The sequence below is a fragment of the Trueperaceae bacterium genome (assembly GCA_036381595.1).
GTDB lineage: Bacteria > Deinococcota > Deinococci > Deinococcales > Trueperaceae > DASVCN01.
Map to the genome: position 1 here is coordinate 1 of DASVCN010000001.1, position 21,647 is coordinate 21,647.

General features: G+C 68.0%; 17 protein-coding genes and 1 pseudogene. 9 read left to right on the plus strand and 9 right to left on the minus strand.

From position 1 onward, the window contains the following. Positions 1-967: tetratricopeptide repeat protein (locus tag VF168_00005; protein ID HEX7002557.1), on the plus strand; the 967-nt coding region annotated here is incomplete at its 5' end. Between the two features lie 112 nt (positions 968-1,079). Here the strand turns inward: VF168_00005 and VF168_00010 are convergent. Next, on the minus strand, positions 1,080-2,147 hold the full coding sequence (locus tag VF168_00010; GenBank protein ID HEX7002558.1) for an NADH:flavin oxidoreductase/NADH oxidase: 1,068 nt from the start codon (positions 2,145-2,147) through the stop codon (positions 1,080-1,082). A gap of 354 nt (positions 2,148-2,501) precedes the next feature. Here VF168_00010 and VF168_00015 point away from each other — a divergent pair, with 354 nt between their 5' ends. After that, complete coding sequence (locus VF168_00015) at positions 2,502-3,086, plus strand: hypothetical protein (protein ID HEX7002559.1); 585 nt, start codon at positions 2,502-2,504, stop codon at positions 3,084-3,086. A gap of 128 nt (positions 3,087-3,214) precedes the next feature. On the opposite strand, the gene VF168_00020 is transcribed toward VF168_00015, so the two are convergent. Beyond that, entirely contained in the window at positions 3,215-4,366 is a 1,152-nt protein-coding gene (locus VF168_00020; GenBank protein ID HEX7002560.1) for an acyl-CoA dehydrogenase family protein, read from the minus strand. A 124-nt stretch (positions 4,367-4,490) separates the two neighbouring features. On the opposite strand from VF168_00020, the gene VF168_00025 reads away from it, so the two are divergent. Next, positions 4,491-5,213: a helix-turn-helix domain-containing protein gene (locus tag VF168_00025; protein HEX7002561.1), complete on the plus strand. Its 723-nt coding sequence runs from the start codon at positions 4,491-4,493 to the stop codon at positions 5,211-5,213. Here the strand turns inward: VF168_00025 and VF168_00030 are convergent. Together VF168_00030 and VF168_00035 are read right to left on the minus strand one after the other, a co-directional pair. Beyond that, positions 5,210-6,121 (minus strand): hypothetical protein, encoded by a 912-nt coding sequence (locus VF168_00030; GenBank protein ID HEX7002562.1) that lies wholly within the window; start codon positions 6,119-6,121, stop codon positions 5,210-5,212. The two genes, VF168_00025 and VF168_00030, sit on opposite strands and share 4 nt — an antisense overlap. A gap of 350 nt (positions 6,122-6,471) precedes the next feature. After that, a complete protein-coding gene (locus VF168_00035) occupies positions 6,472-8,166 on the minus strand; it encodes a PAS domain S-box protein (protein ID HEX7002563.1) in 1,695 nt (564 codons plus the stop codon). Between the two features lie 108 nt (positions 8,167-8,274). On the opposite strand from VF168_00035, the gene VF168_00040 reads away from it, so the two are divergent. Next, on the plus strand, positions 8,275-9,294 hold the full coding sequence (locus VF168_00040; GenBank protein ID HEX7002564.1) for an LLM class flavin-dependent oxidoreductase: 1,020 nt from the start codon (positions 8,275-8,277) through the stop codon (positions 9,292-9,294). 7 nt (positions 9,295-9,301) lie between these two features. Here the strand turns inward: VF168_00040 and VF168_00045 are convergent, their stop codons facing one another. Next, a complete protein-coding gene (locus tag VF168_00045; protein HEX7002565.1) occupies positions 9,302-10,012 on the minus strand; it encodes a BON domain-containing protein in 711 nt (236 codons plus the stop codon). Positions 10,013-10,427: 415 nt separating this feature from the next. On the opposite strand from VF168_00045, the gene VF168_00050 reads away from it, so the two are divergent. From VF168_00050 to VF168_00060, 3 genes are all read left to right on the plus strand, one after another. Continuing rightward, on the plus strand, positions 10,428-11,783 hold the full coding sequence (locus tag VF168_00050; GenBank protein HEX7002566.1) for a hypothetical protein: 1,356 nt from the start codon (positions 10,428-10,430) through the stop codon (positions 11,781-11,783). 10 nt (positions 11,784-11,793) lie between these two features. Next, on the plus strand, positions 11,794-13,269 hold the full coding sequence (locus VF168_00055; GenBank protein HEX7002567.1) for a hypothetical protein: 1,476 nt from the start codon (positions 11,794-11,796) through the stop codon (positions 13,267-13,269). Positions 13,270-13,343: 74 nt separating this feature from the next. Next, positions 13,344-16,181: an AAA family ATPase gene (locus tag VF168_00060; protein ID HEX7002568.1), complete on the plus strand. Its 2,838-nt coding sequence runs from the start codon at positions 13,344-13,346 to the stop codon at positions 16,179-16,181. Positions 16,182-16,245: 64 nt separating this feature from the next. Here VF168_00060 and VF168_00065 read toward each other — a convergent pair whose 3' ends face one another. Then, positions 16,246-16,650, minus strand: a complete 405-nt coding sequence (locus tag VF168_00065; protein ID HEX7002569.1) for a rhodanese-like domain-containing protein — start codon at positions 16,648-16,650, stop codon at positions 16,246-16,248. Positions 16,651-17,005: 355 nt separating this feature from the next. Between VF168_00065 and VF168_00070 the strand changes: the two genes are divergently transcribed. Next, positions 17,006-17,860 carry a histidinol-phosphatase gene (locus tag VF168_00070; protein ID HEX7002570.1) on the plus strand — a complete coding sequence of 285 codons (855 nt, stop codon included), beginning with the start codon at positions 17,006-17,008 and terminating at the stop codon, positions 17,858-17,860. A 27-nt stretch (positions 17,861-17,887) separates the two neighbouring features. On the opposite strand, the pseudogene VF168_00075 reads toward VF168_00070, so the two are convergent. After that, positions 17,888-19,000: pseudogene (locus VF168_00075) on the minus strand (aminotransferase class I/II-fold pyridoxal phosphate-dependent enzyme). Positions 19,001-19,032: 32 nt separating this feature from the next. On the opposite strand from VF168_00075, the gene VF168_00080 reads away from it, so the two are divergent. Continuing rightward, a complete protein-coding gene (locus tag VF168_00080) occupies positions 19,033-19,596 on the plus strand; it encodes a LysE family transporter (protein ID HEX7002571.1) in 564 nt (187 codons plus the stop codon). A 163-nt stretch (positions 19,597-19,759) separates the two neighbouring features. On the opposite strand, the gene VF168_00085 is transcribed toward VF168_00080, so the two are convergent. Together VF168_00085 and VF168_00090 are read right to left on the minus strand one after the other, a co-directional pair. Further along, entirely contained in the window at positions 19,760-20,518 is a 759-nt protein-coding gene (locus VF168_00085; GenBank protein HEX7002572.1) for an SDR family NAD(P)-dependent oxidoreductase, read from the minus strand. A 97-nt stretch (positions 20,519-20,615) separates the two neighbouring features. Beyond that, the gene (locus VF168_00090) at positions 20,616-21,170 is read right to left on the minus strand and encodes a hypothetical protein (GenBank protein ID HEX7002573.1); all 555 of its coding nucleotides are present in this window, start codon (positions 21,168-21,170) and stop codon (positions 20,616-20,618) included. Positions 21,171-21,647 lie beyond the last annotated feature (477 nt).

Sequence of the window (21,647 nt, forward strand, 5' to 3'; positions counted from 1 at the left end):
CGGCTGGGTCTCCTGCATCCTCGGCGACTTCGAGACCGCCACGGCGCGATCGCAGGAGGGCCGCGCGTTGCACGAGATGTTGGGGAACGAGAGAGGGGTGGCGGTGGCCCTCAACAACCTGGGTTGGGCGGCTACCTTCCAGGGCGACTTCGAGCGAGCAAGGGAGTTGCATGCCCAGGGTCTACGCCTGCGCGAATCGGTGCGCGACCGGCGCGGGGTCGCCTACGCCAGAAGCAACCTCGGCTGGGTCCTGCGCGGCGAGGGCCGCTTCGACGACGCCGCCAGCCATCTGGAGGAGGCGCTGGGCGTGCTCCGCTCCCTGCACGACGACCAGCTCACCGCCTGGGAGCTCCTACACCGTGGCCAGGTCCATCACGACCTGGGCGAGATCGACAGGGCCCAGGCGTTGCTCGAGGAGAGTCGGTCGTTGTGGCAGGCGGTGGGCAACCGGACCGGACTCTGCTGGACCCTCGTCGTGCTGGGCCACGTGCTGAGGAGGAGAGATCGGCTGACCGAGGCGCGCTCCCGGTCGGTGGAGGGCCTCGGGATGGCCCGGGCCATATCGCACAGGTGGGGCACGGCGGCCGGCTGGTGCGGCGTCGGCTGGCTCGAGCTGGCCCAGGGTCGCCTCGAGGCGGCCGAGGATGCGCTCGTCAACAGTCTGGATGGCCGCCTCGCCATGAGCGACCGCGCCGGGCTCGCCGAATGCCTCGACCTCCTGGCGGAGATCGAAGCGCGGCGCCTCGAGTGGGCGCGCGCCGCCTGTTCTCTCGTTGGGGTCGAAAGGCTGCGCGAGCGACTGTCCGCACCGCGACCGCCCGTAGACCGCGTGCGTCACGAGGGGCTGCTGGAACGGGCGAAGGGCGAACTGGGGAGCAGGTTCGAAGGGATCTGGAAGCGGGATACCGATCCGGTCGATTTAGCCCAAGGCTGGTTGAGCCAACGGCGGGCCCGGCCCGCCAGCTGACCGTGCTGCGGCTGGCGAGTCAAGCGGATGCCACTCGTCACCTGCTAAGCGATCAGGGAGAGCGACCGGATGGAGCTGCCGTCGGCCCGGAACCCGCTCGAGCCTTCGCCAGCTACGGCTTGGCGCGCTCGTACTGCGGTGGCCAGGCCACGTCCACGCCCAACTCGGTTGCCGCGTTGAGCGCCCAGTACGGGTTCCGCAGCATCTCCCTGGCGAGCAGCACCAGGTCTGCCTGACCGGTCCGGATTATGTGGTCGGCCTGGTGGGCCGAGCGGATGAGACCTACGGCGCCAGTCTTCATCCCGGTCCGGCGCCGGATCTCCGCAGCCGCAGCCGTCTGGTACCCGGCGCCGGCCGGTACCGGCACGACCCGGTTGCCGCCCGAGGAGCAGTCGATGAGGTCGACGCCCGAATCGGCCAGCCGGGCCGCCAGGGCGACCGAGTCCTCGACCGTCCAGCCGCCCTCGGCCCAGTCGGTGGTCGAGATGCGCACGAAGAGGGGGAGCTCCTGCGGCCACTCGCCGCGAACCGCCGCCACCACCCGCTCGAGCAGGCGCGCCCGGTTCTCGAGTGGACCGCCGTACTCGTCCTGCCTCCGATTCGCGAGGGGTGAGAGGAACGAGCTGATCAGATAGCCGTGCGCGCCGTGGATCTCGGCCAGCCGGTAGCCGGCCTCGCGTGCGCGGCGCGCTCCCTGGGCGAACGAGTGGACGACCTCCTCGATCCCGTCGTGGCCGAGCTCGCGCGGTTCCTGGTACCCCTCGGCGAAGGGGAGCGGTGAAGGTCCCACTATCGGCGACCAGCCGCCCTGACCCGGCGGGACCGGGCCTCGCCCTTCCCACGGGCGGTAGGTGCTGGCCTTGCGGCCGGCATGGGCCAGCTGGATGCCCGCGACGGCTCCGGCTTCGGCGATGAGGCGGGCGAGCTTGCGGTGCGCGCCGATCTGCTCGTCCTTCCAGATCCCGAGGTCTTGCGGGCTTATGCGCCCGCGCGCCTCGACAGCGGTGGCCTCGGCGATGACGAGACCGGCTCCGCCCACTGCCCTGGATGCGAGGTGGATGAAGTGCCAGTCGTTGGGGAAGCCGTCCTCCGCCGAGTACTGGCACATGGGGGAGACGGCGATGCGGTTCCGGAGTTCGACGTCGCGGAGTCGAAGTGGTGAGAAGAGGTGGGGGTGCATGAGAGAGAGGTTATCCGCTGCGGCGCGGTTGCAGAGTCAAGCGGCAGAACTCCTCGACCGTCCGTTCGAGGAGGCGCAGCATCACCGGCTGTCGAGCTCGAACCACTCGGTCCGGCCGCAGTGACGAGGGGGAGCTCATGGCTTCAGGGTGAAGCGGCACGGTCCACGCCTTAAAAAGAGTTCAGGCGCACTAAGCGTACGTAAAGGTGTGCCTGCCAACATCCTCTTGCGGGCCGTGCATCGACCGAACGGACACGGACCAGGTTGGAGCATCCAGGCTCAGCGAGATCGCGGTCCGCAACCGAATCGCCGATCGCCGTCGAGGCGGCGTGAAGTACCACTTGGAGGTGCAGTATGCGGAAGTTCCTGTTTGTTCTCGTCGTTGCACTACTGCTGGGGGCGGCAGTCGCGGCCGAGTTGCCGAGGGATGGCGATATCGTCCTCACAGCGGAGGGGGAGGTCGTGGGTACCGGCGAGTTCGAGGACGGCAACCTCGAGCTCGAGCTGCTCACCGGCTTCGAAGGCACGGCTACCTTCACGGTCGTGGACGATGAGGGCAACGAGTACTCGTTCGACGTGCAGGTCGACAGTGAAGGGTCGGTCGTGCTCGACGGGACCTCCGAGGACCTCGAGGAGGTCGTCGAGGAGGATGGCGGCGAAGTGGTGATCACCTTCCGCGAGGAGCTCGAGACGGAGGGGAACATGGCGTTCGGTGCGGCTGTGCCCGATCACGTGGACCTGCCCGACGTTGCCCGTGAAGGGATGGAGCGGGCCAAGGAGAACCACGAGGAGGCCAAGGAGCGCTCCGGTGCCGGTGCCTCGGTCGAAGGCCGGGCCGAGGGCGAGGCCCACGGAGAAGCCGGGGGCGAAGAAGCCGAGGCGGAAGCCGAAGCCGACGTGTCGCTGGGAGTGGGCCTCGGCAAGGGCGAAGAGGACTGAGTCTCGGCGGTAGCCGACGGGAGTAGCAGTCGCTTCTCGCTCGAGTCCAGTCGAGCCGAAGAGGGGAGCCGGGAGGGGCCGAAGAGCGGCCCCTCCCCTTCGTCTGCTCCGGCCGCGCCGGTGGGCGCTCAGCCCACCGCCTCGAGACCCAGGGCCAGCCGGCCGGTGAAGCGATGCTGCTGCTTGGCGGGGAGCGGATGGAACTGGGCCGCGTGCAGGTCGCGGACCAGGCGCTCGAGGCCCACCCCCTGGAAGAAGCCGACGCCACCGGCGAGCTCCAGCGCCTTGCCGGCCACGGCCATCACCGAGCCGGTGCAGATCGTCTTCCGCACGAGCATCTCGCTCGCCAGCTCCTGAGTGGGTTCGAACCGGTAGTCGTTCGCCAGGGAGATCATCCCGTCGAGCGCCAGTCGTGCGACGGTGAGCTCGTTCTCGAGCTCGCCCGCCAGGTAGGCGAGCTCATCGCTCGCTCGCTTGTGCCGCGCCAGGCTCAGTGCGAGTTCGGCCGCCTGCTCGGCCACCCCAACGTAAACGGCCATGATCAGCGGCAAGGCCACGCCTGCGACCACTGCCCACACCGGGTGCCAGACGTCGGCGGGACGCGCGAGCACGACAGCCTCGTCGGGCACGAACACGCCGTCTAGGGCAACGGTGCGGGAGCCCGTGCCTCGCATTCCCAACGTGAACCAGTCGTTCTGCAACTCGATGCCCTCCGTCGAGAGCGGGAGCGAGAAGTGCAGGACCTGTGCGCCACGGGACGGGCCTTCGAGCCTCGCGCTGGTCACCAGCACGTCCCCGTACTCGCAACCGCTCGAGAACGCCTTGCGCGCGTTCACCCGGTAGCCGCCCTGCGCCTTCGTCATCTCTCCGCTGGAGCTGAGCCAGTCGCGGCCTCCGGTACTCACCAGTACCAGTTCTTCCTGCGCGACCTTGCGGAGCACCTTCTCTCCCGGCTGATCGCGCCGATACTTCCAGACGTTCGCGGCGATGAGGTGCATGTGCATCGAGGCAGTTAGGGCGGTCGATCCGCAGTAGCGAGCGAGCTGGCGCAGGACGCCGCACAGCTCCGAGTGCGATGCGCCTCCGCCTCCCAGCTCCGCCGGCACGCCGAAGGAGAAGAATCGCCGTTTCTTCAGATCCGTGAAGTTCTCCGCCACGAACCGGGCGTCCTTGTCGTGCGCGGCCGCCCGCTCGGCGAAGACCGGCCCCAGCTCCTCCAGCTGCTCCAGCCACCGCCCGTTCGGCACGGTCGGGATACCGCTCGCTGCCTCTGCATTCATAGAACCGCCTCCCTCGAACGGGCGTCGAGCCACCCGTTGTTTCGGATGTTGACGTCAGGCCGGGCGACCGTCCAGTTCAACGTCTGAACTTGCGACTCGCCCCGACCTCGCCTACTCTGTGCGGGTGGATGGATACGGGCAGTACTGCCCGGTGGCGCGGGCTATGGATGTGCTGGGGAGCCGCTGGACGCTACTCATCGTTCGCGACCTCCTCTGCTACGACATCCGCCGCTTCAACGAGCTCGCCAGGGGACTCCCCCGGATGTCGCGCGGTCTGCTCAGCGAGCGGTTGCGGCAGTTGCAGGAAGCCGGCATCATCGAGCGTCACGCCGGGAACGGCACACCTGCGGAGTACCGGCTCAGCAAGGCCGGCATGGAACTGCGCCCCGTCGTCGAAGCCCTCCTTCGGTGGGGTTCCAAGTGGACCTTCGAGGAGCCAACCTCGAACGAACTCGACCCGGTGCTGCTGATGTGGTGGATGCGCAGACGTACGAGGACCGAGGAGCTTCCCGACCAGAGGGTCGTCGCCCAGTTCGACTTCCGCCGGGTCGACGGCAGCTTCTGGCTGGTTCTCGACCGGAGCGATGTGTCGGTCTGTCTAAAGCGGCCCAAGTTCGACATCGACCTGTGGATCGAGGCCGACCTGAGCGTCTTCTACCAGGTCTGGCTGGGCAGGCTCGAGTTCGACGAGGCGGTCAGGCAAGGTGGTGTGGCGGTCAGATCCACGCCGGAGCTGGAACGCCGATTCTCCAGCTGGTTCAGGTGGAGTCCGGCCGTCGACCTGCTGGCGGTGACGGAGCACGATCCGACCAGCACGAGCGAGGCACTCTCCCGGCAGCAGCTCTAGGCTCGCGCGCTCACTACCTTCCGCGCCAGGTTGATGGTCGTGGCCAGGGCGTGGGCGTTGCCAAGTGCGATGTAGATGGGCGCCGTCTCACGCTTGCTGGGGATCACCACCAACCGCAGTTCGTCGACGACGTCGGCGCGAACGACCCGGTCGAGGTCCATCTCGGTAAGGCCGTCGTGGGAGCTGAACAGCAGTCTCGCGGTCGTCACGAGAAGCTTCCCTTGCGCCTCACGCACGAGTCCGCTTCCATCGTCGCGGGCTCTCAGTACGCTGCCGGCGCCAAGGAGGACCCTCTCGCCCAACGGCATCTGGATCCCGGTCGGGGCTTCCTCGCCCGAGAGGAACTCGAGATCGCCGGTCTTCGAGAAGCGGGCTGCGATCCCCTCTGCCCGGATACGGTCGCTTCTGATGAGCCTCAGGTCGGGCTCGATGTACTCGTCGAGCGCCTGGAGCAGCGACCGCTGGTAGCGGCGCCTCGCCAACGAGTTGTGGACGAGCGCCACGACTCCGTAGGCGGCGACCGGAACCGCCCAGTAGCGGCCGGTAGCAGCGAGGGCGATGCCCGTCACCATCGAAACCACGTCGAGGGGGAGGAGCCTGGGCGCGGCCAGATTCGGGGCGATCCTCGCCGCCACGCGCTGCTGCACGGTGGCGCCAGCCGATGCCAGCCGCTCCTTCTGCTCCTCGGCGACCTCCAGCGGATTACGCAGGTGCAGGCGGTCGTCGTTGGCTTTGCGGTTTGGCGACAGCCCCCTCGACGCCTCGCCTATGAGGAGCGCGAGCTCGTGCAGGCTTGTGCCCGGCAGCGAGTGTGCGACCGGGTCGACAGGTCGCCTCGCCGGTCGACGGTACGTCGTTCTCCTGCTCCCGGAGGACTTTCTGCTGGGTCGGGATCGTGTTGTCGCCAAAGGGGTCGCCTCCTGGCACGTCGGGTGGATCGTCCCGCGTCGCTCGCGGCGTCCGAGCCGAACGTACGTTCGAGAAGCGTAGCCGGGATGGCGAGGCTACGCGAAGAAAGACCTCTCACTCGTCCACTCTGAGGTATTCGAGTACGGTTCGTGGTTCGATCCGAGGCTGGCGGCGGGCCGGCGCCGCCACCAGGGGAGTCGACGTTGGGAGCTACCGGCTTAGACCCGACGCAGATCCCACCCAGGCGCCGCTCAAACCCCACGCAGATCCCGCTCGGCCTCGCTCAGACCCCACGCGGATCCCACTCGGGCCTCGCTCAGACCCGGCTCGGGCCAAACTTTGGCCCCGCTCAGGCAGCGGCTCCCTCGGTCGGCTCCGGTGTCCCGGCGCGGCCCAGGGTGAAGTAGAAGACCGCTCCCCCGTCGACCTCCCCCTTGGCCCAGATCTCGCCGTCGTGACGCTCGATGATCCGCTTCACCGTCGTTAGCCCGATGCCCGTGCCTTCGAACTGATTCGGTGAGTGCAGTCGCTGGAAGGGCCGGAACAGCTTCGCCGCGAACGCCATATCGAAGCCGGCGCCGTTGTCCCGAACGAAGAACACGTTCTCGCCCTCCCGTCGTTCGGCGCCGAACTCTATCCTCGGCTGCTCCTTGTGGACCGTGAACTTCCAGCTGTTGCTGAGCAGGTTCTCCATCACGATCTCGAGGAGCTGAGGATCGCCGGTGGCGACGAGGCCGGGCTGGATCACCGCCTGCACACTCCGTTCCGGGTGGCGTTCGCTCAACTCCCGCATCAGGCCGGCTGCCAGCTCGCTCAGGTCGACCCGCTCACGCTTCACCTCACTCTTGGCGATTCGGGACAGGTCGAGCAGGTCGTCGATGAGGTTGCCCATCCGACCGGCAGCACGTCTGATCCGCAGCAGGTAGTCGTTGGCAGAGGGGCCCAGCCGGGCGGCGTAGTCGTCGAGGAGCAGTTGGCTGAAGCCGTCGATGCCGCGCAGCGGCGCGCGAAGGTCGTGGGAGACCGAGTAGACGAACGACTCGAGCTCCTCCGTCGACTTCTCGAGTTGGGCGGTACGCAGCGCGACTCGCTGCTCGAGCTCGGTGTTCAGCTCCTTCAGCTCCAGCTGGGCACGGCGGCGTTCGACGAACTGGCCCACCTGAACGGCGGTCGACTTCATGAGGTTGAGGAGCGCAGGGTCCGGTTCGCGGATCTCGGGGCTGTAGAACTCCATCACGCCCACGAGTTCCGAAGACATCCGGATCGGGAAGGCGATAACCGCGTGAAGGCCCGCTTCCCTGGCGAAGGAGCGCCGGGGGAAGTTGTCGTCCAGGTCGAGGTCGGTTAGCCAGGTCGGCTGCTCATCGGCGGCTACCCGGCCGGGAACCCCTATGCCCGGCGCCATCGGCTTCGCCTGCGTCGCCCTCAGGAAGCTGTCGACGTCGAGGGCCTGGTCGCACCAGTAGCTCCTCGCGATCAGGTTGCCCTCTTCGTCCGGCCTCCAGAAGATCCCCACCTGCCAGTCGAGACAGTTGCAGATCGTGTGAAGGATATCTGCCGCCACCTGTTCGAGGTCGTCTCCGGTGGCCAGTATCCGCGCGATCGCGTACTGCGCCTCCCAACGTCGTTCGGTGCGCCTGCGCTCGCTCACGTCTCTGATTACGCCGGTGAAGATGTGACGCCCGTTCTCGATGGTCTCGCCGAAGCTCACCTCGAGCGGCACCTCGTGACCGTTGCGATGCAGGCCCTGCAGTTCCGTGCCACCCCAGTGCAGATGCTTCTCGCCGGTGGCCAGGTAGCGCTCGAGCGCCGCCTCATGGAGGTGGCGCAGGTAGTCGGGCATGAGCAAGGTCAGGTTCTTGCCTACGAGCCATCCAGGCTCGTAACCGAAGATCAGCTCGACCGACGGGTTGGCGAAGAGGATGGTGCTCTCTTCGTCGATGATCACGATCCCGTCATGGGCACTCAGTGCTACGACGCGGAAGAGGGCATCCTGAGAACCCGACTCGATGTAGCTGCGTTCTTCACCGGTGCTGCCCTGCATCCAAATCAAAATAACCTTCCTGGATGAGCCGGCGGTTCAGGTTCACCACAGACCCGGTGATGTCGTCACGCCCTCTGACCGACCCGTCACGCCCCGGTATCGTCCGGCATGAAGGTTCCTCTGTCCGTTCTCGACCTGGTGCCGGTGCCCGCGGGCAGTTCGGCCGGCAGGGCGTTCCGAAACAGCATCGAACTGGCGAAGCTGGCAGACGAGTTGGGCTACGTCCGCTACTGGGTAGCCGAGCACCACAACACCGAGAGCTTCGCGAGTTCGGCGACGGAGATAATCATTGGCCTCCTGGCCCGCGAGACCGACCGGATCCGCGTCGGTTCCGGCGGCATCATGCTGCCGAACCACTCGCCGCTTAAGGTCGCAGAGAACTTCCTGACGCTCGAGGCGCTCTATCCCGGGCGAATCGACCTCGGGCTGGGTCGCGCGCCGGGAACCGACCAGCTGACCGCGCTGGCCCTGCGCCGGTCTGCCGAACTGCTCGGTGCCGAGGACTTCCCGCAGCAGATCGAAGCGATCAGGGCGCACGCGGGGGAAGCCTCCTTCCCGGAAGGCCATCCACTGAACAAGGTCAAGGCGGGACCGGCCGGGGTGCCCTTGCCGCCGATTTGGCTGCTCGGTTCGAGCACCTTCGGGGCGCAGCTTGCGGCCAGGCTGGGCCGAGGCTACGCCTTCGCCTTCCACTTCAGCCCCGATCATGCGGTACCGGCCATGCGCCTCTACCGGGAGGGGTTCAGGCCGTCGGAGCATCTCGAGCAGCCTCACGCGATCCTCGGGGTCTCGGTCGTATGCGCTTCGACGGAGGAGCGGGCCGATGAACTAGCCCGCACCCACGACCTGCTGTGGCTGCGCATCAGGCGCGGCGAGCGGGGCCCGCTGCCCACTCCGGAAGAGGCTGCCGCCTATCGGTTCTCGGCAGAGGAACTGCAACTCGTGGAAGCGTCGCGGCGGATGCTGGTTTGGGGCTCACCGGAGCAGGTTCGCGAGCGGTTGCTCGAACTGGCGCGCGAGCTGCAGGCCAACGAGTTGATGATCACCTCGCACATCGCCTCGCACGAGGACCGTCTCGAGTCGTACCGGTTGCTGGCCCAGACGTTCGCCGGGGAGCCGGCCGACTGACGGGACCTCAGCCCGGTCCGCGGTCCCTGTCGATACGCAGCCGGTTGTGTACGTCACGAACGCCCGCGACCGACTCGGCAGCATCCTCTGCCAACCGCTTGGCCCGGCGGCTGTCGACCGTGCCCTCGAGGGTGACCTCGCCATCTTCGGCGGTCACCCTGATCCGCGTGGCGTCCACGTGGCCGTGGCGGGTGAGCCGCTCGCTCACGTCCTCCACGATCCGCTCGTTCGACCGCTGGTAGCCTTCCGGGCCGCGCCCCGCGTGGGGTCCGCCGGCGTAATCGGCGACGTCGTCGTCGAGCACCAGTCCTTCGCCCACCCGATGTAGATCGGAGTCGTAGTCGGAGGTGAAGTCGGGGCCGAAGCCGCGGCCGAACCCGCTGTAGCCGCGGTTGTAGAAGTCACCGGGGAAGTAGCCGCTGCGGTAGCGGCCGAAGTTGCGGTCGGCCGCCCGGCCGGAGCCGGCCCAGCCGTACCGGTAGCCAGGATCCCAGCCGCGCTCGTAATGGTCGTAGGGGTCTTCTCGGCGGCGCCTGCCGCGCTCGCGTTCGTCCATTCGACGGCGCCGTTCTGCCTCTTCGTCGCCGAACCAGGAGCGCATCTCGTCGCCGGCTCGATCGAAGGGGCCGCGATCGCGATCACGCACGTTCTGCCGGCGGTGCTCGCGCCGTTCCCTCTCGTAGCGCTCGCGGCGGTTGCGGTCGTCATCCCAAGCCATATCGGCTCCCCCTTCCTGCTGGCGGCCACGTGTGGCCCTCGGAGTCGGCCGGATCGGCCTCCCCCTCGTCTGCAAGCTAAAGCACCGGTTCCACAGGCTTCATCAAGCCAGCGCACACTATCCGACGATGGCGCCGCCGCGCTTCGTAGCCAGGAAGCGCCCGGGAGGCCGCAGGTGCCATCAGATAACTACCCTGGATCGCTCCAAGCTAACGCAATACTTGGGGACCCTACCCGACGACGTCGTCGCTGCGATCGCTTACGGGGTCAAGGTTGCGTTGGACCTGACTTGAGGCCGACAGCCAACGGACGAGTCGACCTGCTCACGCACCTGCACTGCTAGTTCTTTGCAAGCGTTCATGGGGGTCCAGGTCGTGTAACGCCTGTATAACGCCCCCCGCACGACGATGGCCCTCGTGCCCAAGCCGAAATCGATCCCCCGCCCGGTCCGGCTGCTCGGACGCTCGGCCCTCATCGCGATGCTCCTCTGCCTGCTGGCGAGCGCAGCTGCCCAGATGTTCGACGGCACCTTCTCTGCGATGGGCCGCTACGGGCTCGTGAAGCTCGTCCTCAAACAGGACGGCTCGAGCCTGAAGGGCGTGCTCAACGGCAACGACCTCACCTTCGAACTACAGGGGGAGGTTGCTGCCGACGACCCCGGCTTCGCCTTCGGGACGGTCCTGGTGCCGGAAGGCGATCAGTTCTTCGAGGCGTACACCGACGGCCAACACCTGGAGCTCTACATAATCGCCCCCCTGCCCGACGGCACGCCCGACCCGAACAACGTCTCGTTGCTGGAGTTCGACCTCGCCGGCTCCACGCCTACCACGGAGGCGGCCGTCCACTCTCCCTCGACCCCCTCTCCTCCCGCCCCGGCCGCGCCGAACCCCGAACCCCCCGCGGCCGGGGGCGGGAATCCCCTCGTTCGAGAAGCCGAGTTCTCGAACCCGCTCGCTTCGCCCGATCCCTACGTCGGGACCTGGTCCGACGGGCGCCTGCAGCTCGAGCTCGAGGCCCAAGGCGGAGGCTACGCCGGGTGGATCGAACTGGACGGGTCCCGTTTCCCCGTGAGGGCGGGAGCCTCTGCGGAGGGGCTGACGGGCAGCTTCGACGCCGCCGGCACCGAGTACCCCGTCTCGATCGAGCTCGCCGACGAAGCACTGATACTCGAATCGGGAGGAGCCAGCTACCGGCTGATGCCCACGAGCACAGGAGGAGCGACAGCGCCCGGCGTGCGGGCCGCGATCCCGGCCCAGCCAACCGACGCGATCGAGCCGGCAGATGATGTCATCGCGTCGGGCGCCTACGGTGAGTTGACCCGCGACGGCGCAATAGCGTTCGCCGAGGCCCTGCGCTTCGTCCTCGCCGAACTCGGCGAAACGCAAGCGCTGGCGGGGGTGAGTGACGCGCAGATAGTAGACGCCCTGGCGGGCGGCTTCCCCTCGCTCGATCCCGAGTCACAGCAGGCGCTGGCGGCTGCCCGGCAGATCTGGGAGCAGACGCGCCAGGGCTGGGCCTACTCCGACCCGGGCGCCCGCCAGGAGTTCGCCCTGGCGGTGCTGACCATCGCGTACGGCGAGCAGGCCGCACGCTCGGCCCTGGGGATCACCGGGGCCTCGAACGGCGGAGGGTCGACTTTGGGCATGCCCTCGCCCGACCCCTACCTCCAGGAGCAGACGAACAACGCCACCAGCTGCTGGGCGGCCGCCGGTTGTGAGGGTTACGACCCGATAGGGGACGAATTCACCTACGAGACGCCAGACGGCTATTAGGAGGAAACAAGTGCGCCAGCTTCTTCGCTCCCTGTCACTCGGCGGCTTCCTGCTGCTGGTCGCCTGCGGCACCGGACCCGGTGCGGGCTCACTCCTGGCGCCTCTGGCCGATCAGACCACGCTCGTCGACGAACCCCTGGTCGTGCCGTTGGGCATCGCCGGCGTCGACCTCGAGGCCGAGGCGTACGACCCCGACGACATCCTGCAGGTAGGTCCGGTCCTCGAGGAGGCTAACGGTCAGCTCGCCTTGCGCTTGATCCCTCGTTCGCTGGTCACCGGCGAGGCCCAGATTACGGTGAAGGAGAGGAACGGATCGGCCGGCGAGAGTTTCTTGTTCCGCGTCGTCCCGCCCTACCGCTCCGTGGCACAGGAGTTCGACCTGACCTGGGACCCCGGGGCCGATCAGCTGTTGAGTACCGTCGACCTCGATGGCGACACGCTGGCCATCGGTACGCCGTACAGCGCCAGTGAAGGGGTGGACGACTCCGGAGCGGTCTACGTCTACCGGTTCGGGGCTGGCGGTTGGGAGCTGGAGCAGAAGCTCTTCGCGGCCGACCTGCCCGAGGAGCACTCGTTCGGCGCCGCGGTGGACGTCTCCGGCGATCTGCTGATCGTGGGCGCCACCAGAGACCATGATGTCGCCTCCAACGCGGGGGCGGCCTACATCTTCGAACGGCAGGCCGATGGCTGGAAGCAGATAACCAAACTCCTGCCGCCAGCGGCTGCCGGAACCTACCAGGGGTTCGGTCGCGCGGTGGCGATAGCTGGCGACCTCGCCGTGGTGGGAGCGCCACGAGCAGACAGCGATGGTTTGACCGACAACGGACAGGTCCACGTCTACCGACGGTTGAACAGCATCAGCTGGGTGCCTCAGGCGATCCTGCACCCAAGCGACGCCATGAGCGAGGATCAGTTCGGAGATGGTGTGGCGACCGACGGGACGACGGTAGCGGCCGTCGTTCCTGGCGTGTTCGGCTTGTCTCACGGGAGGGCGCTGGGTGTCGCCTACCTCTTCGAGCCGGTCGCTGGAACCTGGCAGCAGATCGCCCGCCTGACCCCTATCGAGCCGCAGGCCGAGTCGTTCGGCGCCACTGTCCGAATCGAAGGCGACACGGTCGTGGTCGGCGCCCCGCACCGGAGCATCGTCGACCGCGATGGCGAGTTCCCCGGCGCGATCTACGTGTTCGAACGTAGCGGCGAGGAATTCAACAAGGTCACCAAGCTCGTCACCGGCAGCGAGGGCGCCGATTCACTGGGCGCTCGGTTGGCCCTGGCCGGCGATTACATCCTGGCCAGCATAGTGGAGGACGAGGAACCGTACCTGCACCTCTACAAGCGGCATCAGGGGAGGTGGGCGCTGGTGAATGCCATGGCGGCCGCCGATCTCGGTGCGTCGGAGGTCGGGTCGATAGACCTCTCCGCCGACCACGCGGTAGTCGCCGCCACCCTAGGCGACGGTCGCGCCTACCTCCACCTGCCCCGGTAGTTCGGCGGGCGGCCGTCGGGCCGCCGGGGTACCGGAGATGCGCTGGCCGGTTGTCCAGTATCCTCTGGGCAACCATGGCACGTGGCGTGAACCTGCTGGGGCGGGCGCAAGTCGGAGGACATCCGCTCCTCAGCGACAAGCGTGCCGCTCTGTTGGCCCACCTGGCCTACGTGGGGGAGTGGATCGGCCGGAGCCAGTTGGCCGGCCTCTTCTGGCCCGACATCCGTGAGTCTGAGGCGAGACGCAATCTGAGGCAGCTCCTGCTGCGGGCGCAGGCGCTCCCCTACGTCGAAGGCCTCGAGGTCGAACCCGAGCGCGTCCGCTGGGCCGCGGAGTCGGACGTCAAGGCTTTCCGGGATGCGGTAGTTGCCGGCGAGTGGGCGACAGCGCGGTGCGTCTACCGCGGCCCGTTGCTAGAGGGCCTCACTGTCCGTGGCGCCGGCGAGTTCGAGGAGTGGCTGGAACGTGAGCGGGAGGCCCTCCACCGCACCTACCGTCATGCCGTGATGCGGGAGGCGCGTCAGCACAGCGTGTCGGGCCGGTACGCCGAGGCGGTCGAACTGCTCGAACGCCTCCACGCCGAGGACGAACTGGCCGAGGACGTGCTGCAGGAGTACCTCCGCAACCTCCATCTGCTGGGCCGCAGGGAAACGGCGCTGGCGGTCTTCGAGAAGTTCCGCGGGCGGCTGGGCGAGGAGCTCGGCCTGGCGCCCCTCGAGGCGACGGCGTCACTCGCCAGTGCGATCAGGGGCGGAGGTCCCCCGGTGACGGTGAGCGAGGGCGGGCTGCGATCCTCCGAGACGGTCGAGCAGGAACCACCGCTGGTCGGCCGGTCGCGTGAACTGCAGGCCGTTCATCAGGCTGCCACCCCGTTCGTGCTCGTCAGAGGCGAGCCGGGCATCGGCAAGTCCCGCTTGCTTCGCGAGGCGTTGCCGCTCGCTGCCTGGCGTTACTGCCGCGAGGGTCTCCAGGGCACGCCCTATCAGCCGCTCGTCACGGTGCTCCGAGAGGCTGAGGGGCGGGTGGACGATGTGCTGACACTCCTCCTGACGGGGAGGGGCGCCGCCACCTCGGACCCGCAGATCGCCAAGGTGCGGCTGATGCAGGGGCTGGTGCGATTCGAGGCCCGAGCCTCGAACGTTGGGGTCGTCTACGACGATCTCCAGTGGGCGGACCCAGCCACGCTCGAGCTCCTGCTGCTGCTCGTCGAACAGGGCGTTCGGGTGTACGGCACCTGCCGGCGGGGGGAGGAATCTGAGGAACTGCTCTCCACCCTGGCCGTGCTCAGGCGCCGCGGCGAGAGCAGCGAGATAGAACTGGGCCCGCTGCCGCTGGAGGCACTCGCCGAACTCGTCGTGGGCACCGACTCCCCGCGTGCCCTGGCGGCGGCCGCCGGCGGCAATCCGATGTTCGCTCTCGAGCTGAAGCGAGCCGGTTGGACGGGCCCAGGGAGCGAGGAGGTTCCGCGCGCCATCACCGAAGTGATCGATGCCCGGATCAGTCGACTCTCCACCCACGCTCGCCGGGTCGTTCAGGCCGCGGCCGTTCTGGGCGGCGGCTTCGGTGTCGAATCGCTCGCTCGCGTCTGCGAGTTGCCCCACTGGGACGCGCTCGAGGCCTACGAGGAGGCCGAGCAGGCGGGCGTGCTGGAAGAGGGGACGTTCCACCACGATCTCATCCGGCAGACCGTCTACCAGGGGCTCTCGGCGCAGAAACGGCGGCTGCTGCACGGCCGCGCGGCCGCGTTCGCCAGCGAGAAGGCCGAGCCTCAGGAGGTCGCTGAACACTGGTACCGGGCGGGCGAGCACGAGCGAGCAGCCGAGAAGTGGCTGGCCGCGGCCGTGCGGTTGAGGAGCCGGGGTCTGCATCACAGTGCGGTCCCGACCCTCCGCCGGGCGTCCCAGCTGTTGCCGGCCGGCCGCCTGCGCCTGAACCTGGAGGTCGAGCTGGCCCGACTGCTGGTCGAAGCGTCGCTGCTGGAGGAGGCCTCGGAGGTGATCCAGCCGCTCCTGGCCGCGACCCTGCCGCCGCCCGCGAAGTTGTCTCTCCTGGTGAGTGAAGCGCTCAGGCGCATCTACGTTGGCGGTCAGCTCGATGCGGCTGCCCAGCTGCTGGATCAGGCCCAGGCGCTAGAACGAGAGGTAGCCGACCGGGCCCAGAGCTTCAGGCTCTGGCGCGTCAGAACCTCGGCACTCTACTTCCGCGGCCGCTACCAGGCGGGGCTGGAGGCGGCGCAGGAGGCGTTGGCGACTTGGCAGGGCAGCGAAGACGGCGAGGAGCTCTTCTTCGCCCACTACCAGCTCGCCCTCTTCCTCGACGCCCTCGGGCGTCATCGGGAGGCGCTGCCGCACCATCTCGAGGCGCTCGCCCTCTCGCGCCGGCTGGAGGCCGAGCACCTCGAGGTCGAGTCGGCCACCTCGCTGCTCGTCTGCTTCCGGCGTTTGGGCGAGCCCGAACGAGGAGTAGCCGTTGCCGAGGAGGCGCTGGCGAAGGCGGGCTACCTGGCCAGCGACTGGCTGCGCAACAACCTGGCCGATGCCTACCTCGCACTGGGCCGCGCCGAAGACGCCGTTAGGCTCTCCCGCGAGATCATCGAGCGGGGCGACCCCAACTTCAGCGCCATCTGTTGGGCCCGGTTGGGGGAGATCGCCCTGCTTGGCGGAGGGAAGCCGGAGCCGGAGTTCGACCTGGCCCTGCAGCACCTGCACGACTGTGACGTGCCGGCGGTGCAGGTGCTGGCGCTCATCCCGCTGCTGAACCATGCATCCGGCGCAGAGTTGAGCCGTGCGTTGGACGCCGCCTCGCGTGTGCGCATCGGAGCCGCACCGGTCCACGTCGAGGAGCGCTTCGGGGCAGCGCTGACCGCAGCGCGCGAACGGGCATCGCGAGGCGAGGGAGTGAGGCAGGCGTAGCCGGCAGCGGGTCCGCGAGCAGGCGTAGTTGGTGAATGCCGACCCGCATGAAGGAGCATGACGCCTAGCCGCTCCCCTCCTCGACCCGCCGGCCCTCCTGCTTCCAACGCTGGAAGCCGCCGTCCATGTGGGCGACTCGGCCGAAGCCCAGCGACCGCATCATGTCGGCCGCAAGCGCCGAGCGCCCACCCGATGCGCAGTGGAGGATTATCCGCCTCTCGGGGTCGAGATCCTCCTTGTGATAAGGGCTGGCGGGGTCGGCCCAGAACTCGAGCATGCCCCTGGGGTAGTGGCTGGCGCCGGGGATGGCGCCGCTGCGGTCGATCTCGTCCCGCTCCCGGATGTCCACGAGGAGGGCTCCCTGCTTCAGCTCCTCTTCGACCTGCTCGGGGGAGAGATTCTCGATCCGCGAGCGGGCCTCGCTCACCATCTCCTTGACGGAACTCGCCGCCGGTCTTCCGTTGGTCATCTCTACCTCACTCGATCCGCCGACCAGACGTCGCCTGGTCCGGGTGAACTCGCCTTCCAACCATTCCTGCGCCGATATCCGGTCGGTTCCTCGTACCGAAAGCGAACGGTTAACGCCAAGCCGAAGTGCGCTGACTGTGCGTGAGCGGAGGTCCTTTGGCCAGACTGCCCTCCCGAACTTCTTGGAATTGGCCGGATTATGGGGCAAGGTCGGGCGAAAGTCAACGAGGGTCGAGTCGATCCTGCCCGTGCCGGTTCGACCCCGGCCCAGGACGTTCGAGCGGCTCGCAACCGGTTGGTTGGCGAGCCTGCCGGTCCCGATCCCGAGCCGTCGTAGGGTTGTGGTCGGGAGGTCGATGGAGATAGGCATCCAACCGGTCGTATACGAAACGCACATGCACACGCCCCTCTGCCGCCACGCCGAAGGGGAGCCGCACGAGTACGCAGAGGTCGGTCGTCAACGCGGACTCAAGGGGATCACCGTCACCTGCCACAACCCTCTGCCCGACGGGATCAACTCGGGCACCCGCATGTACCCGCACCAGTTCGAGGAGTACCTCGACCTGGTCGCCCGGACCCGCAGCCGACTGGAAGGTGAAGTCGATGTTCTACTGGGGCTCGAGGCCGACTTCCTGCCCGGACTCGAGGCGTGGGTCGAGCGGCAGCTGAACTCGGCCGGGTTCCACTACGTCCTGGGTTCAGTCCACCCGCAGCTCGAGGAGTACTGGGAGCGCTACTGGACAGACGACCCGTTCGCCTACCAGCTCATCTACTTCGAGAACCTCGCCCTGGCCGCCGAATCGGGCCTCTACGACTGCCTTTCGCATCCCGACCTGGTCAAGAACATCACCCCGGACGCGTGGGATTACGACCGTGTGGAGTCGGACGTTCTCCGCTCTCTCGACCGCATCGCTCGGACCGGGATCGCGATGGAGCTGAACACCTCTGGTCTGAACAAGAAGATCAGGGAGATGAACCCGAACCAGCGGATGTTGCGGGCGATGAGGGAGCGAGAGATCCCCGTTGTGGTGGGGGCCGACGCTCACACGCCGGCTCGTGTCGCCGACCGTTACCTGGACGCCTACGACCTGCTCGAGCAAGCGGGCTACAGCGAGGTGAGCTACTTCCTCGACCGGGAGCGACAGACTCTCCCGATCGATGTGGCTCGGAGGAGCCTGGAGGAAGCGCAGTTTACGACTGCGGCGGATTAGAGCTGTTCGCGAGGCTCGACTCGATGACTAGGTAGTCACCGCCGTCGAGGAAAGCGCGCGCTCGAGGTCCGCCAGGAGATCGTCCGGGTCCTCGATGCCTATCGAGAGGCGGACCAGGCCGGGCGTCACTCCGTGCCGTTCGAGCAGCTCCGGGCCCAGCAGCTGATGGGTGGTCGTGCCGGGATGCGTTGCCAGGGAGGCGACGTCGCCCAGCGATACGGCCTGGGTGAAGAGCTCGAGGTTGTCGAGGAAGGCTCGCGCCGCCTCTCTGCCCCCGGCCACTTCTATCGAGACCATCCCGCCGTAGCCGTTCATCTGCCTGCTCGCGACCGCGTGTCCGGGATCTTCCGGAAGCCCCGGGTAGTAGACCTTCTCCACCGCCGGGTTCTCCTGCAACGCCCGTGCGATCGTCAGGGCGTTCTCGCAGTGGCGCTGCATCCGCAGCGGCAGGGTCTTGAGGCCGCGCATGAACAGGTAGGCCTCGAGCGGGCCGAGGACACCGCCCAGGTGCCTCAGCCCCTCCATCCGCACCTGGTGCATGAGTTCGGCCGACCCCACCGCCACTCCGCCGATGGCGTCGCCGTGGCCGCCCAGGTACTTGGTGGCCGAGTGGAGGACGACGTCGGCTCCGAACTCGAGCGGGCGCGTGATGTAGGGGGTGCAGAAGGTGTTGTCGACGACCGTCAGTACCCCGTGCTCCTTGGCGGTGGCCGAGACAGCGCCGAGGTCCCGCACTCTCAGCGTCGGGTTGGTGGGAGTCTCGAGGTAGAGGAGGGCCGGCCGCTCGGCGAGGACTTCGGGCAACTCCTCCTCGTCGACGATCACCACATCGACGCCGAAGCGGCTGAGGATGTCGAGGTAAAGTCCCTCGGTTCCGCCGTAGAGCGGACCCAGGAGGAGGACTCGTGAGCCGGGTTCGAGCAGGGTGATCGCCAGGGCGCTCACCGCTGCCATGCCGCTCGAGAAGGCGACCGCGTCCTGTGCCCCCTCCAGGTCGGCGACGGCCAACTCGAACGCGCGAGTGGTCGGGTTGCCGATTCGGCTGTAGACGTAGCCGTCCTCCTCTCCTGCGAAGAGGCGCTCGCCGCGGTCGAACGAACCGTAGGCGAAGGTGGACGTCTGGTAGAGGGGAGTGATGTGAGCTCCGGACCGGCTTCGGGCTCATCGTCGCAATCGGTGCGCAGAACGTGTTCGTGTTGCGCCAGGGGTTGGCGCGTCGCCATGCGTTGGCCGTGGCGATCACGGCGACCCTCTGCGACGTCGCCCTGATCAGCTCGGGTGTGGCGGGAATAGGGAGCCTCATCGCGGGCACCCCCTGGCTGGCGGAGACCGCGGCGGTCGGAGGCGCCCTCTTCCTCATCGCCTACGGGATTCTGGCGCTCCGCCGAGCGTTGCGGCCCCTGCCGCCAGAACCGTCCCCGGAATCGGCCGCGCTCCCGACCGCCCGCGCAGCCGTCGGAGCGACACTGGCGGTGTCGCTCCTCAACCCGCACGTCTACCTCGACACCGTGGTCCTGCTGGGCGGGATCGGGAGTCAGCTCCCCCCCGGAGAGCGGGGCCTGTTCACGTTAGGGGCGGTGCTCGCCTCCACCCTCTGGTTCTTCGGACTGGCGCTCGGGGCCAGGGCCCTCGCGCCACTCTTCAGCCGGCCGCTCGCGATTCGACTCGTCGACGGCTTCGTCGCGCTCGTGATGTTCGGTGTGGCGGTGGCCCTGCTCGCGGGCCTGGGCCAGTAGTCACCGCAATCAAAGAGAAAGGCCGGCGCCCCCGTGCCGGCCTTCCCTCTTTACGGTGGTTCCGCTGCCCCCGTGGAAAGAAGGATACGCCCGGCGGAGCACAGTGCAAAGATGTGGGGGTCACTCCGGAGAGTGACATCTGCATCATCGCAGATGCATCTATTCAGCTGCGCAGGTAGGAGGCTCCGTTCACGTCGATGATCGTCCCCGTGGTGAACTCGGCGCCTTCCGACGCGAGGAAGAGGATAGCGTGGGCGACCTCCTCGGGGCGGGCGACCCTGCCCAACGGGCTCTGCGCGCGGATGGCGTCCCCGGCCGGGCCGGCGAGACGGTCGGCGGCCATGTCGGTCTCCACGAAACCGGGGGCGACCACCCCTACGAAAATCCGGTGTGGCGCGAGGCGTTGGGCGAGAGATTGGCTCAGGGCGTTGAGTCCGGCCTTGCTGGCGCCGTAGGCGGGCTGGTCGGGCTCTCCGCGGAAAGCGCCGCGGGAGGAGACGTTGACGATGCGGCCGCCCCCGTTCGTGATCATGCTCTGGGCGGCGCAGTAGCACACGTTCGCCGCCCCGATGAGGTTCACGGCGAGGATCCTCTGCCATGCTGACTGCCAAGATCCGTAGTCGACCTCGTCGGGACGGTGATGGCCGCCGATCCCGGCGCTGTTGACGACCACGTCCAGCCCTCCCATGAGTTCCGCCGCGCTCTCCACCGCTTCCCTCGCCTGCGTCGGATCGGCGATGTCCTTTCGGATCAGCAGGTGATCACCGGCTGGCAGAGAGGCGAGAGTCGCGTTTGCCGCTTCTTCGTCCGAGCGGTAGACGAGGGCTACGGTTGCACCGCGGGCGGTGAAAGCGAGGGCAGATGCGCGGCCGATCCCGCGCGTACCGCCGGTTATCACTACTCGCTTGCCGGAGAAATCCATGTCGGGTCCCCTTCTCGGGGAGGAGGATAACCCGGGGCAAAGAGGAGTGCCGGGCGGGGGCGCGCGCCAGGAGCGCACGACCGGTCCCGTTCGCTGCTCAGCCGAAGCGTGCTTCGCGTCTCACTAGGGCGTCGAGTTCATCCCCGGCGCCGGCCAGTTCCCGGGCGGCCCAGGCATGAGCGCCGATGAAGCCGAGTTCGACCAGGGCGTCGGCGAGGTAGATGGGCGAGATGCGTCCGCGGAGGGCGGTCGGCACTTCGACCGCCACGAACCCGACGGCGGCCAGCCGGGCGACGGTGCGCAGGTCGCGCGGAAGGTGACCTTTGCGCCCCGCCTGCAAGAGCCCTCCACCGATCGCGGCGGCAAGGGCCCCGACCGTACGGACCAGCCACTTGTCCGTCTTGCGGCCGGTGACCCGCTCGAAGCTCGTAATATGGGCTAGCGGCCAGAGGCCAGTTAGCAGGTAGTAGCCGCCCTGGACTAGCGGAAGTGCGCGGGCGACGACTTCCGCCCGGTCGCCGGCAAGCCACGACGGGGTAAGCACCTTCCGCGCCTCCTCCTCACTGGCCATGCCGAACAGATCGGGGTCGCCGTCGCCGCTCAGCTCCTCTCGCCCGCGTCGATACCTCCGCAGTCGCAGATCGCTTCTCATGCTGCCTCCCTTCGTCGGCGCATCTGAGCGGAAGTGTGACAGGAACACCTGGACGCGTCTTCGGCCTGGCTTTCTGAGTCGTGTCGGCTCGGCTCACTCGAGCCAAAAGAGAAAGGCCGGCGCCCCCGTGCCGGCCTTCGCTCTATCGGTGGTTCCGCTGCCCCCGTGGAAAGAAGGATACGCGGGCCGGGGAGCGGTGCAAAGAGATGGGTGTGAGTCGTCGATGGTGACAGGTGCAATCGGAGCCCTTCTCATCATCCTTCCACTGTTCCTCGGTGCAAGATCCACGACCCTGACGGTTCGCTGATGCCTCGGCTCTTGAGCAGCGGGTGGCTTCCGAGTGCGGGGCGTCCGCGGCGGCCACCGGACCCTCGCCGGGTTGGGTCGGCCGACGACTCTGTGCGCCCCACTGCTCCCGGCCGGAGGCTTTCGGTAGCCGCCGAGTTACGTTCCGAGCTGGATATCCCTCATGGTCAC